The organism is Bradyrhizobium sp. USDA 336, assembly GCF_044908355.1.
Lineage (GTDB): Bacteria > Pseudomonadota > Alphaproteobacteria > Rhizobiales > Xanthobacteraceae > Bradyrhizobium > Bradyrhizobium yuanmingense.
On the sequence record NZ_JBIYDC010000002.1, the window covers coordinates 5,951,129 to 5,963,856 of the forward strand.

8 protein-coding genes are annotated in these 12,728 nt (G+C 65.2%); 1 reads left to right on the plus strand and 7 read right to left on the minus strand.

Annotated elements, in window-relative coordinates; all coding sequences use genetic code 11:
* Positions 1-45 precede the first annotated feature (45 nt).
* The 7 genes from gyrB to rpsT all read right to left on the minus strand — a co-directional run bounded on the left by gyrB (position 46) and on the right by rpsT (position 11,785).
* Positions 46-2,481 carry a DNA topoisomerase (ATP-hydrolyzing) subunit B gene (gyrB, locus tag ABIA45_RS28925; protein WP_157284869.1) on the minus strand — a complete coding sequence of 812 codons (2,436 nt, stop codon included), beginning with the start codon at positions 2,479-2,481 and terminating at the stop codon, positions 46-48.
* A gap of 433 nt (positions 2,482-2,914) precedes the next feature.
* Positions 2,915-5,077: a hypothetical protein gene (locus ABIA45_RS28930; RefSeq protein ID WP_404654518.1), complete on the minus strand. Its 2,163-nt coding sequence runs from the start codon at positions 5,075-5,077 to the stop codon at positions 2,915-2,917.
* A 120-nt stretch (positions 5,078-5,197) separates the two neighbouring features.
* Positions 5,198-5,932: a hypothetical protein gene (locus ABIA45_RS28935; RefSeq protein WP_404545157.1), complete on the minus strand. Its 735-nt coding sequence runs from the start codon at positions 5,930-5,932 to the stop codon at positions 5,198-5,200.
* Between the two features lie 120 nt (positions 5,933-6,052).
* Entirely contained in the window at positions 6,053-7,192 is a 1,140-nt protein-coding gene (recF, locus tag ABIA45_RS28940) for a DNA replication/repair protein RecF (protein ID WP_404654519.1), read from the minus strand.
* Positions 7,193-7,354: 162 nt separating this feature from the next.
* Positions 7,355-8,473: a DNA polymerase III subunit beta gene (gene dnaN / locus ABIA45_RS28945; protein ID WP_036002613.1), complete on the minus strand. Its 1,119-nt coding sequence runs from the start codon at positions 8,471-8,473 to the stop codon at positions 7,355-7,357.
* A 380-nt stretch (positions 8,474-8,853) separates the two neighbouring features.
* Positions 8,854-10,263, minus strand: coding sequence for a chromosomal replication initiator protein DnaA (gene dnaA, locus ABIA45_RS28950; protein WP_157284864.1), 1,410 nt, complete (start codon positions 10,261-10,263; stop codon positions 8,854-8,856).
* Positions 10,264-11,518: 1,255 nt separating this feature from the next.
* Positions 11,519-11,785, minus strand: a complete 267-nt coding sequence (rpsT, locus tag ABIA45_RS28955) for a 30S ribosomal protein S20 (protein ID WP_157284863.1) — start codon at positions 11,783-11,785, stop codon at positions 11,519-11,521.
* 423 nt (positions 11,786-12,208) lie between these two features.
* Between rpsT and ABIA45_RS28960 the strand changes: the two genes are divergently transcribed.
* A complete protein-coding gene (locus ABIA45_RS28960) occupies positions 12,209-12,526 on the plus strand; it encodes a hypothetical protein (protein WP_025033220.1) in 318 nt (105 codons plus the stop codon).
* The last annotated feature ends 202 nt before the right edge of the window (positions 12,527-12,728 follow it).

Below are 12,728 nucleotides of genomic sequence, written 5' to 3' on the forward strand. Positions count from 1 at the left end.
ATGGCCGGACAAGCCCGGCCACGACGCCGCGGAAGCAGCGAGCCCTCAAATATCGATCGTCGCGCTCAGCGAATGTTCCTGAATGAAATCGCGGCGGGGCTCGACGACGTCGCCCATCAGCTTGGTGAAGATGTCGTCGGCCTCGTCGACCTCCTTAACCTTCACCTGGAGCAGCGAGCGTGCCTCGGTGTCGAGCGTCGTTTCCCAGAGCTGCTCCGGGTTCATCTCGCCGAGGCCTTTGTAGCGCTGCAGGCTGATGCCCTTGCGGCCCGAATCGGTCACGGCCTCGAACAGATCGACCGGGCCGTGGACCACGTGCTCTGAGTCCTTGCGCCGCAGCTTGCCGGAGCGGGCGTAAACGTCCTGGAGCTTGGTCGTGTATTCGTCGAGCTTGCGCGCCTCGGCCGAGCCGAGCAGGGCGTCGTCGATGACGGCGGCTTCCTTGACACCGCGCACGGTGCGCTCGAACAGGAAACCCTGGCCCTCGACGAATTGTCCGACCCAGCCGCGCTCGACCTCCTCGGCCTGGTTGTCCAGCCGGCTCGCGATGTATTGCGCGGCGGCCGCCGCCTTCTCGGGATCGCCGTAGATCTCCTTGTTCAGCACGCCGGTGATGGCGGCCTGCTCGACCACCTTGCGATTATAGCGGCTGTGCAGGTTGCGCAGGACGCTGCGCACTACGCGGGCGTCGTCGACCAGCGCGCGCAGATCGCGCCCGGAGCGGTCGCCGCCGGTGCCGGGGATGTACACGCAATCATCGAGGCCAGCGTCGATGAGATAGTCTTCCAGCGCCCGCTCGTCCTTCAGGTACTGCTCGGACTTGCCGCGCGAGACCTTATAGAGCGGCGGCTGGGCGATATAGAGATAGCCGCCGTCGATGATGTCGCGCATCTGCCGGTAAAAGAACGTCAGCAGCAGCGTGCGGATGTGAGCGCCGTCGACGTCGGCGTCCGTCATCACGATGATCTTGTGATAGCGCAGCTTCTCGACCGAGAACTCGTCGCTGATGCCGGTGCCGAGCGCGGTGATCAGCGTGCCGATCTGCTCTGACGACAGCATCTTGTCGGGACGCACGCGCTCGACGTTCAGGATCTTGCCGCGGAGCGGCAAGACGGCCTGGAATTCGCGGTTGCGGCCCTGCTTGGCGCTGCCACCTGCCGAGTCGCCCTCGACGATGAAGAGCTCGGATTTGGCCGGATCCTTTTCCTGGCAGTCGGCGAGCTTGCCCGGCAGCGAGGAGACCGAGAGCGGGCTCTTGCGCGTCAGCTCGCGCGCCTTTCGCGCAGCTTCACGGGCCGCCGCGGCCTGGATCACCTTGCCGACGATCATCTTGGCTTCGCTCGGGTGCTCCTCGAACCAGGCGGCAAGCGCCTCGTTGAGGACGTTCTCGACCACGGGGCGCACTTCCGAGGACACCAGCTTGTCCTTGGTCTGCGACGAGAATTTCGGATCGGGCACCTTCACCGAGAGAACAGCGGTGAGACCTTCGCGGCAATCGTCGCCGGTCAGCGCGATCTTTTCCTTCTTGGCATTGGCCTCGGCATAGCCGTTGACCTGGCGCGTCAGCGCGCCGCGGAAGCCGGCGAGGTGGGTGCCGCCGTCACGCTGCGGGATGTTGTTGGTGAAGCAAAGCACGTTCTCGTGGTAGCTGTCGTTCCACCACAAAGCGGCCTCGACGCCGATGCCGTTGGCTTCCGAGCGCACCATGATCGGGGCCGGCACCAGCGCCTTCTTGTTGCGGTCGAGATATTTGACGAACTCCTCGACGCCGCCGGAATAGAACATCTCCTCGCGCTTCTCGACCGCGTGGCGCATGTCGGAGAGCACGATGTTGACGCCGGAATTGAGGAAGGCGAGCTCGCGCAGCCGATGCTCGAGCGTGGCGAAGTCGTATTCGACGTTCTTGAAGGTCTCGGTCGAGGCCAGGAACGTCACCTCGGTGCCGCGCTTGCCCGGGGCATCGCCGACGACCTTCAGCGGTGCCACGGCATCGCCGTGGGCGAACTCGATATAGTGCTCCTTGTTGTCACGCCAGATGCGCAAGCCGAGCTTGCTCGACAGCGCGTTGACGACGGAGACGCCGACGCCGTGCAGGCCGCCGGAAACCTTGTAGGAGTTCTGGTCGAACTTACCGCCGGCGTGCAGCTGGGTCATGATGACCTCGGCCGCCGAGATGCCTTCGCCCTTGTGGATGTCGACGGGAATGCCGCGGCCGTCGTCGCGCACGGTGACGGAATTATCCGCGTTGAGGATCACCTCGACGCGCGAGGCATGGCCGGCGAGCGCTTCGTCGATGGCGTTGTCGACGACCTCGTAGACCATGTGGTGCAGGCCCGAGCCGTCGTCGGTGTCGCCGATATACATGCCCGGGCGCTTGCGGACGGCATCGAGTCCCTTGAGCACGCGGATCGATTCCGCGCCGTAATCGCTCGCGTTGGAGGGCTCGTTTTCGGCAGCGTGCTGCCGAGCAGGTTCTGTCATGAGAGGCCTTCGAGATGTCGCCCGAATCAGCGGCGCAGAAGGCGCTGATTTGCGGGGCTATTTGTGCCATGAAAGACCGCTTGCGCCTAGCGCAAAGTATCCTCCGGCAACCCTTTGAGAAGATAGGGTTTTTCGGCCGGTTTTCAAGGCGCCGGAGGGCCGATTCTGGGCGCCGCAAAAAGCCCGATTCGAGGGCAGTTTTTTTCCTCGAAAAGCCGTGGATTCTGCGGGGTGAAAGGTTCGGTTTTGGTCGGGCCACAGCGTCGGTGCAACCTCTCCCGCTTACGGGATCGGCGCGTCCGAGCGATGCGAAGAATCGTCCCGCGCGCCGGGTGAGGGCTTTTTCATCTTGGGGATTGTCCCAATGCGGAAGCACCCTCTCCCCAACCCTCTCCCGCAAGCGGGAGAGGGAGCGCACCTGCTTCGTGGCGCCTCAATACATCTGCAGCGGCAGCACGTCGCCGCTCGGGCCCACCAGAAGGCCCCAGGCCTCGCCGGCGGCAACGGTCAGGGACTCGTTACGCGCAGGCCGGCCGGGCAGGCGCAACGCGTACGCGTATTTGCCGGGCGGCAGGTCGAGCATCGGGCCTTTCGGTGATTGCGGGCCGCCGGCGCCGGCTGCGATCTTCACAGTCTGCTTGTTGATCGTCAGCGCGGCCTCGTTCGCTGCCATATTTCCGAGCATGAGCCGCGCTTGTCCCGCCTTCGGCATGATCTCGGCCTTGGCCGCGACATCGGCATTCTTCTGCGCCAGGCTGACCGTGGTCTCGCCCTTGGCGCGGCCGAGCTTGAGCATGGCGGGACCTTGCGGCGAGGTGAAGTCGATCTGCGCGCGTTCCGCGGACACGGTCGCGCCGTCGGCTCTCTCCTGCCAGCCCAGCTTTGCAAGCTCGGCCCGGTAGAAGGCGAGGACTTCGTCGAGCGAAGCGGGGATGCGGGCCTCGAGCTCGCGGCGGAGCGGCGCTTCGCCTCCGGGTATCTTGGTGGTGGCGAGCGATTTCGACGAACGCTGCGTCGGCACCGGCAGCGGGGACTCAGGATCGGGCTTGAGCGGCTCGGCGGATTTGGCCTGAATCTCCACCGCCGCGCCGGCCGCAGGCTTGGCCGCTTCGGTCACCAGGCCCGATCCGTCGGCGCGGACATTCACCTTCGGGCCCATCTGCATCACCGTCATCGAGATCGACTTGCCGCCCTTCGAGAACGCCATCACCGCCATGTTCGGCTGGTTGATGACGGAAGGCTGCTCCTTCCAGCCCGAGCTCTTCAGCGCGGTCCGATAGAAGCTGCTGAGCGCCTTCACGCTCGACGCCGAGGAGAATTCCAGGTGGCCGTCGCCGCCTTCGAACGTCACGGTTTCGGCGTTTTCGGGCAGCGGCACCGGCGTCTTGCTGTCAGCGAGCGCGGTGAGCGGGGCGTCCGACAGGGAGGCGGCCTGCGTCTTGCGCCTGATATCATCGGCCGCAATGAGCTGCTGAGCCGTACCCAAGGCATCGCTCAGGAATCTCGCGTCGGCCTCCTTCTTCGCCTTGGCGCGGGCGGCGAGCGCGGATTCCTTCACCTGCGCGGTCAGGCTGACCATGGTGAAATCATATTTGCGGCCGAGCCGCAGCACGCCGGTTTCATCAGAGTTGGAGATCTTGATCGCCACCTCGTCGCCGGGCGCGAGCGGTGCGCTGCCATCCTCCTGCCAGCCGCGCGCGGCGAGCTCGCGTTGATAAAAGGCGCGCACGGCGGGCAGCTCGGCCATCGCGGCGGCCGAGATCTCGCGCTTGTTCGAGCTGGCGCTGCCGAGGCCCCGCGCAGATTTGGTTGGCTTCGGCCGCGGCAGACCGGCCATGTCGTCGTCGGCCTCGAGCACCTCCGGCAGCGCGAACGGCGCGACCCGGATCTCGACATTGGTGCGGCCATCGTCGCGGCGCGTCAGGGTCAGCATCACCGGCTTCTGGTAGACGTGCGTCGCGTCGCGATCGGGGTGGTCATAGAAGACGCGAACGCCGTTCGGAACGGTCCCGGCAAGATCGGCGTTCGGCCAGCGCAAGGCCGTCTCTGGGTTCAGCTTGCGCCACCCCATCGCCGCCATGTCCTTGGTAAAGAATGCTGCGGTCGCATCGAGCGCGCCGGGCGCAATGCAGCTGAGATAGGGCCGGGTCTCGTCGAACACGAGATCGATCGCACCTTCCGGAAAGGGCACGTTCGCATAGATCCGGTTCGGCGTGTAGAACACGGCGGACTGGTCGGGTCGCCCGCGCGCCTGTGTGAAGGAAACGCGCAGCCCTTGCCGTCCCTTCTTGAAGGTCAACGCTGCGCTTTTCTCATCCAGCGGATACACATAGGGCACCCAGCCGTCGGCGCTCAGCAGCTTCCTGGTGGCGTCCGACGTGGCGGCAAGCGGGGTCGGCACGGTGTAGATCACGCGATAGGTGTCGGGACGCGAAGTGTCCTCCACCGCACCGTCGAGCCGCGGCAGCGTATGGACGTCGACGATGCCATCATCTGCCGCGCCGGCGGGACGCGAGGGGATCCCTATCGCGAGAATGCCGCAGGCAAGCAGCAGCCATCTTGCCGGGACTTGCGTCCCGCGCCGGATCATCGGCATCGTCAAAAAACTCCTGGATGTCGCGCGGGTCTTCATGCCCTTGCGCGTTGGCGGGCTGCGGCGCCGTCGGCGCGGCCTCAGACGAGAAGTCGCGCCGGGAACCGGAGAGGTTCAACAGGCTCAGTACAGCTGCAGCGGCGGCCAGGCGTCACCGTCGCGCCCGACCGTGAGCTCCCAGGTGTCGCCGGCGGCGGCGGTGAGGATGTTCGTGGTGGCGGGTTGGCCCGGGACGGCTAGCCTGTACGAATATTCGCCCGGCGCGAGGTCCAGCGCGACGGCATTCGCGCCGGCCGGACGCGGGATGGTCCGCTCGTTGATGGTGAGGACCGCTTCCTTGTCGCCGATATTGCTGAACACCAGCTTCGCCTGGCCGGGCTCGGGCAGCACGTTCGCCTTCATCGCCATGTCCGCGTTCTTCTGCACCAGATGAACCGAGGTGCCGGAATCCTTGCGGGCGAGCTTCAGCGCGGCCGGCCCCAGCGGCGAGACGAAGGCGAGCCGGACGTGATCGGCGTTGACCACGGCGCCATCATGCTGCTCTTGCCAGCCGAGCTTGCGAAGCTCGGTCCGGTAGAAGGCGAGCACGTCGCTGAGCCCTGCGGGCACGGTGGCCTCCAGCCTGACGCGGAGCGGCGCGTCGACGCCCTGCATCAGCGTGGTGTGGATCCCTCTGTAAGTGTAGCGGGTCGGTGCGGGCAGCTTGGCATCGGAATCCAGCGTGAGCGTCGTCGGAAACAGATGCGGCAGCGAGGCACCGGCGCTGGCCGCGAGCATGCACATCGCAAGCAGGGCGAAGCCGCACGCAAACAACTGCCATCGTGCCGGGGCTTGCGCCCCATGCCTCACCGCCGTCATGCTCATGCTCCAAAAATATCGCGGAGGATATCGCGCATGTCCGAGTGCTGCGCGATGGCCGCTTCTTGCGGCCTCAAGCAGCTAGTCGCGATCTGGAACAGGCGGGTTCAATGCGGCGGCCTAGAGGCGGGCCGAGACTCGTCCGCTCTCGACGTCAAACACTTCGCCCCCCGCGCCGATCTCGGCGAAGGCGGCAGGATCCGCGCCGGTCAGCCACACCTGCGCGCCGAGCTTCTTCAGCTCATCGAACAGCGCCGCCCGGCGGTTCGGATCGAGATGCGCAACCACCTCGTCGAGCAGCAGCAGCGGCACGATGCCGGTCATCTCTGCGACCAGGCTCGCATGCGCCAGCACGAGGCCGATCAGCAGCGCCTTCTGCTCGCCGGTGGAGGCATCGCGCGCCGGCATGCTCTTCGGCGCGTAGATCACCTGGAGGTCGGTGAGATGCGGGCCGTCGGTGGTGCGGCCGGCGATCGCATCGCGCGGACGGTTGTCGCGCAGGATCTGGCGGTAGCGGTCCTCGACCGAGGTCGCGGTCTCCTCGAGCAGCGCATTCTCCATCCAGCCGTCGAGCGCGATTTGAGCGGACGGAAATGCGGATTCTTGCGCGCGCGCGTTGAGCATGCCGGTGAGCCTTGCCGCGGTCTGGCCGCGCGTGGCCGCCACCGCGACGGCGAGCTCGGCCGTCTCGCGCTCGATCGCGTCGCACCAATGGTCGTCGTAATTGCGCGTCTCCAGCAGGCGGTTGCGCGAGCGCAAGGAGCGCTCGAGCGCGTTGATGCGGCTGGAATGCTCGCTGTCGATGGCGAGCACGAGACGGTCGAAGAAGCGCCGCCGTTCGGACGCTGCGCCCATGAACAGCCCGTCCATCGCCGGCGTCAGCCACACCATGCGGATATGATCGCCGAAGGCGCTGGCCGAGCCCACCGGCTCGCGGTCGATGCGGCAGCGCCGGCTGCTGACCGTGGTGTCCGCGCGCGGCGCATCGATGCCGGTGCCGAGCGTCGCCAGCCCTAGCGCGCCCTCGACCTGCGCCGACACCGCCCAGGAGCCGTCGCCCTGGTTGTCGGCGACATCCTCCAGCGTCGCCCGGCGCAGGCCGCGGCCCGGCGACAGGAACGAGATCGCCTCGATGCAATTGGTCTTGCCCGCCCCGTTCGGCCCGACCAGCGCCACCAGATCAGCCGCCGTCTCGAGCCCCGCCGCCCGGTAATTGCGAAAATGCGTCAGCGTCAGCCGATGAATGCGGGAGGGGGTCATGAGATCCGTTTTCCGTCATGCCCGGCCTTATGCCGGGCATCCACGTTCTTGGCTCCGAAGACGTGGATGGCCGGGACATAGGCGGAGCAAAGCGACGCCGTCCTTTCGGACAGCTACGCCGGCCATGACGATGTAGTGACAGGTATGGATGCCGGTAGCCCCTCACACCCGCATCGGCATCAGCACGTACAGCGCGCTCTTGTCGTCGCGGTCCTGCACCAGGGTCGGCGAGCCGGGGTCGGCGAGGCGGAGCGTGGCGACGTCGCCTTCGATCTGGGCGGCGATGTCGAGCAGATAGCGGGAGTTGAAGCCGATATCGAGCGCGTCGGAGGCGTATTCGACCTCGAGCTCTTCGGTCGCACTGCCGGAATCCGGGTTGGTCACCGACAGCACCAGCTTGCCCGCCGACAGCGACAATTTGACGGCGCGGCCGCGTTCGCTGGAGATGGTGGAGACGCGGTCGACCGCGTTCTCGAAATCCTTCTTGTCGACCACGAGCTCCTTGTCGTTGTTCTGCGGAATGACGCGGCCGTAATCGGGGAAGGTACCGTCGATCAGCTTCGAGGTCAGCACGACGTTGCCGATGGTGAAGCGGATCTTGGCCTGCGACAGCTCGATCGTCATCTCGGCCTCGGTGTCCTCGATCAGGCGCTGCACCTCGCCGACCGTCTTGCGCGGCACGATCACGCCGGGCATGCCCTCGGCCCCCTTGGGCTGCACCAGGTCGAGCTGGGCGAGGCGGTGGCCGTCGGTGGCGACACCGCGCAGGGTGGCGGCCTTTGGCGTGCCGGCGGCATGCAGATAGATGCCATTGAGGTAATAGCGCGTCTCCTCGGTCGAGATCGCGAACTGGGTGCGGTCGATCAGCCGCTTGACGTCCTTGGCGGCGAGCGAGAACGAATGCGACATGTCGCCGGCGGCCAGATCCGGGAAATCGTTCTCCGGCAGCGTCTGCAGCGTGAAGCGCGAGCGGCCGGCGCGGATCGCGAGCACCGCGCGGTCGCCGTCGGCCTCCAGCACGATCTGCGAGCCGTCCGGCAGCTTGCGCACGATGTCGTAGAACATGTGCGCCGGCACGGTGGTGGAGCCCGCGGTCGCGGTTTCCGCCGGCAGCGTCTCGGTCACTTCGAGGTCGAGGTCGGTCGCCTTCAGCGACAATTTCGCGTTCTCGGCGCGCACCAGCACATTGCCGAGGATCGGGATCGTGTTGCGGCGCTCGACCACGCGGTGGACGTGGCCCAGCGACTTCAGCAGTTGTGCGCGTTCGACCGTAACCTTCATTGCACTACTCGCCCGATCCCTTAGGAAAACACAGCGTTGAGAAGGCCGGGCGGCGGGACGCGCGCCACGGCATCGAAGACCCCGACCAGCCGGATCATTCCTGCCGATATGACCAAAGCCTTCAGGGCCGCGCAAGGTGGCTCGGATGGCCCGCAGATTCAAGGCATTGGGGCCAGTTCCCCACGATTTACCGCCCCAAAACGAAGGCCGCCGCCAGGGGTAGGTGCGCTTCCTCGCCCCGTTCTTGCGGGGAGAGGGTTGGGGTGAGGGGCTTCTCTCCGCGGGCGAGCCTGCCGTTGGATCGGTACCCCCTCACCGGATCGCAAGAGCGATCCGACCTCTCCCCGCAAGCGGGGAGAGGTGAAAGGAGAAATAGGCCTTTATTCCTGAAGCTGGCGCTTCAGCGATTCCACTTCCTCCGACAGCGCGGTGTCCTTGGAGACCAGCGCCTCGATCTTGCGCACCGCGTGCAGCACGGTGGTGTGGTCGCGCCCGCCGAAGCGGCGGCCGATCTCGGGCAGCGAGCGCAGCGTCAGCGTCTTGGCGAGATACATCGCCACCTGGCGCGGGCGAACCACGTTGGCGGTGCGGCGCGAGGACAAGAGGTCGGAGCGGCTGACATTATACTGCCGCGCCACTACGCGCTGGATGTCCTCGATCTTGATCCGCTTCGGCTCCTGCGGCCGCACCAGGTCGCGCACCTCGTGCTCGGCCATCTCGAGCGTCACCGGCCGGTTGTTGAGCTTGGAATGCGCCAGCAGCCGGTTGATCGCGCCTTCGAGGTCGCGGCCGTTATGGGTGATGGTGCGCGCCAGATAATGCAGCACCTCCTCGGGCACCTCGAACGTGGCGTGATGGGCGCGGGCCGCCGCGACGCGCGACTTCAGGATGCCGTGGCGCAGCTCCTCGCCGAGCGAGCCCATCTCGACCACGAGCCCGCCGGCGAGCCGCGAGCGGACGCGATCGTCGAGGCTCTCCAGATCCGACGGCGGACGGTCGGCCGCGATCACGACCTGGCGGCCGGCATCGATCAGCGCGTTCAGCGTGTGGCAGAACTCGGCCTGCGTCGACTTGCCCTGCAGGAATTGGAGGTCGTCGATGACAAGCACGTCGATGCCGCGCAGCGCTTCCTTGAAGGCCAGCGCCGTCTGCGTCTTCAGCGCGGCGACGAAGCCGTACATGAATTTTTCGGCCGTGAGATACAGCACCTTGCGCTCGTTGCCGGAATTGCCGGCCCAGGTCACGGCCTGCAAGAGATGCGTCTTGCCGAGGCCGACGCCGGCATGGATGTAGAGCGGGTTGAACATCACGGGGTCGCCCCGACGCCCTTCGGCGACCTGGCGCGCGGCCGCATGGGCCAGCGTGTTGGAGCGGCCGACGACGAAGCTGGCGAAGGTCAGGCGCGGATCGAGCGGCGAGCCGCCGAGCGCGTCGTGATTGGCCGAGACCGGCGCGGTCGCGGTCGAACGCAATTCCGGCGTCGGCGCGCGGCGCGCCTCGACCGGCACCGGCGCTTCCTTCGGCTGCGCCGAGGGGCGCACGGCGGACCGCACCGTGAGATCGATGCGATGCACTTCCGGCATCTCGGCCTGCCAGCACGACAGCACGCGCTCGGCATAATGGGCCTGAATCCAGCTCTTCAGGAACCGCGTCGGCACCGAGAGCCGCACGCTCTCGTCCTGCACGCCTTCCAGATCCATGCGTGCAAACCAGCTGGTGTAGACGTCCTCGCCAACGCTCGAGCGCAACCGACCCTTCACGCGTGACCAGCGATCCTGTTCCATTGTCATCGTCAGAAAACTTCTCTTGAGAGATATAGTTGCGTTTGTGAGCGCCATGCAGGGTTCTTGCCACGGTCCCTGAAGTGGCGCGACCTCGAGCGAGTCCATCGTCGGGCATAGCTCGACCGTTCGGCGCGAACGCCGCGGGTCAGATCAGCGATGTCAGAGATGGAGGGGTCGCGAGGTCAGCGCGTACTCGGCGCTCCGTCACACGCGGGAGGCTGGAGATCCGACGGAGCTGAAACGGCATCGTTGGAAAAGGAAACGTGCTGAAATACCGCGTTGAGTCCGTAAGACATGATACCTCCCCGTCCTGCCGTGATCGCTCACGACAAGGTCCTGCGTGTCCTGAAGACAACCGCGCCGTACTCCTGTCGCGGATGCCTGCCCAAATGTACTAGCCGTCCGCTCGACTTCGCCACCTTGTGTGCCGGGATAGCTTCGCGATGTCTCTCTTGTACGCCTTGGCGCGACGGGATGGATAAGAACCCGCTTGGAGACATTCAGACAAAGTACTACCCTTCCCACATTGCTGTGGGTTCGTCCGACAATCACTTGTTGAAGCGTCGCCTACGTGCACATCGCCGCCGATTTGCACGCTCGCCCCGTTTCCGATACCGCGCTGGTCTCAAGATCGTGGGCGCCGCTGACGACCTAAGGAATACACTAAGCGGAAAGACTCGCAACGAATTGATTCACACTTGAGCCAGCAAAAAAACTTGACGTCAGTTAACGTCGCACGTGGGTTGTGCACAGGCTCGGAGCAAGTTTTTGGATTCGTGCACAGAATCGAAAATGCCGGACCTCATGTGACAATTCTCCGCCACCGCCGATTTTTTTTACAAATTTGTCACGCGTTCGACGCGCGGGCCGAATTTTCCAAATGCTTGCGGTCGCTATGTCGATAAGTGATTAACGAGACATCGTTTTTTGAGTCTCGTTTCACAGGGTAACTCCATCGTCACACGCATTCCTGTGAATCTACGGTGTGCAGAACTCTCGTCCGCCACCGATTCAATTCGCGCCCGCCTCACAGGGGTTTTTTGCAACGCAGTGAAGTTTCCGCTGTTGCAGAACATCAGCAGGTAAAATTACGGAACGAAGACTGACGGACGATGCAAATCGTCCAAGCGACGCGTGAGCCTCGCGCGACTGCTTGCGTAAATATGACAGCCAACGAAAAAGCCCGGCGCGAGGCCGGGCTGTTTGACGCGCTGACCGGATCGACCGATCAGGCGATGTCGCCAAGATGACTTAGCAAGGTTTACTTTGCGAGCTTGGCGATCTGCGCGGTGAGGCGCGAGACTTTGCGGCTGGCGTTGTTCTTGTGAATGATGTTGCGCTGGGCGGCGCGCATCAAGGCGGGCTCGGCCGTCGCGAGCGCCTTCACGGCAGCGGCGCGGTCGCCGCTCTTGATGGCTTCCTCGACGTTGCGCACGGCGCCACGCATCTGGGTGCGGCGCGACTTGTTGACGGCGGTGCGGCGGGCGATCTTGCGCGTCGCTTTCTTGGCGGAAGTGGTATTGGCCATGGTCTCAATGTCCTTTGCGGGTACCGGTCGCGTCTTGGTCGGGTAGCGCCGGCTTGCTTGACCGCGGAATCGACGCTCGGATTTAGGGTGTTCGGTTGCTGGGCCGTTCCCGGAACATGAGCGACCGCCTTGCGGCTGTCTCTGAGGCTCCAAGGTGTCTTCAAGCTCGGATGAGTCCTGAAGCCCAGGGTGCCTGCAACTGCTCAAAGAACAGCGGCGGCGGGATTGCGCCCACCGCCAGTTGGCGCCCTTATAGAGAGGGTCTTTCGCACCGTCAACGCTTTCGGGCGCCGGAAACGCGCCTTTGGCGGCCTGGATGAGTGCCGTAACGCCCTGAAGAGGTTGAATTTCTGCCGTCGGCCGGCTATTGGCTGGCATCGTTCCGAAAAGGTCGTCCGCTCGGACGGCCATCGTAGGTGAGGCATGATCCGCGGCTTTTTCCGACTGATTGGGCTGTTGCTGCTCGCCGGCGGGTTCATCTTCATGGTCTATGACGGCGCCCGCTGGGTGGCCGACCAGACCCTCAAATTCACCCGCTTCGGCCAGTTCTGGAACGACATCAATCAGGCCAGCCAATCGGCCTTCCGCACCTGGGTCGAGGCCAAGGCGCCCTGGCTCTGGACATCGGTGATCCGCCTGGTGCTGGAGCAGCCGGTCTTCGCCGTCCTCGGCATTCTGGGAATCCTCCTGATGATCCTGTTCCGCCCGCGGAAACCGCTGATCGGCTATTCCCGGGATTGAGCTCGCGTGAGCGCGTAACCGAGCTGCCTCTTACCCTCCCCTGGAGGGGGAGGGTCGGCTCACATTTGAGCGCAGCGAAAATGTGAGACGGGGTGGGGTGACAGTCTCTCCACGTCCACACTGCCCGAGTGGAGAGATCACCCCACCCCGCTCGCGCTGCGCGCGATCGACCCTCCCCCTCCAGGGGAGGGTTGGAGCCTCC

Bases quoted from the DNA above. Each gene is read 5' to 3' on its own strand.
- gyrB (WP_157284869.1), bottom strand. From the start codon at position 2,481: ATGACAGAACCTGCTCGGCAGCACGCTGCCGAAAACGAGCCCTCCAAC.
- ABIA45_RS28930 (WP_404654518.1), bottom strand. From the start codon at position 5,077: ATGCCGATGATCCGGCGCGGGACGCAAGTCCCGGCAAGATGGCTGCTG.
- ABIA45_RS28935 (WP_404545157.1), bottom strand. From the start codon at position 5,932: ATGACGGCGGTGAGGCATGGGGCGCAAGCCCCGGCACGATGGCAGTTG.
- recF (WP_404654519.1), bottom strand. From the start codon at position 7,192: ATGACCCCCTCCCGCATTCATCGGCTGACGCTGACGCATTTTCGCAAT.
- dnaN (WP_036002613.1), bottom strand. From the start codon at position 8,473: ATGAAGGTTACGGTCGAACGCGCACAACTGCTGAAGTCGCTGGGCCAC.
- dnaA (WP_157284864.1), bottom strand. From the start codon at position 10,263: ATGACAATGGAACAGGATCGCTGGTCACGCGTGAAGGGTCGGTTGCGC.
- rpsT (WP_157284863.1), bottom strand. From the start codon at position 11,785: ATGGCCAATACCACTTCCGCCAAGAAAGCGACGCGCAAGATCGCCCGC.
- ABIA45_RS28960 (WP_025033220.1), top strand. From the start codon at position 12,209: ATGATCCGCGGCTTTTTCCGACTGATTGGGCTGTTGCTGCTCGCCGGC.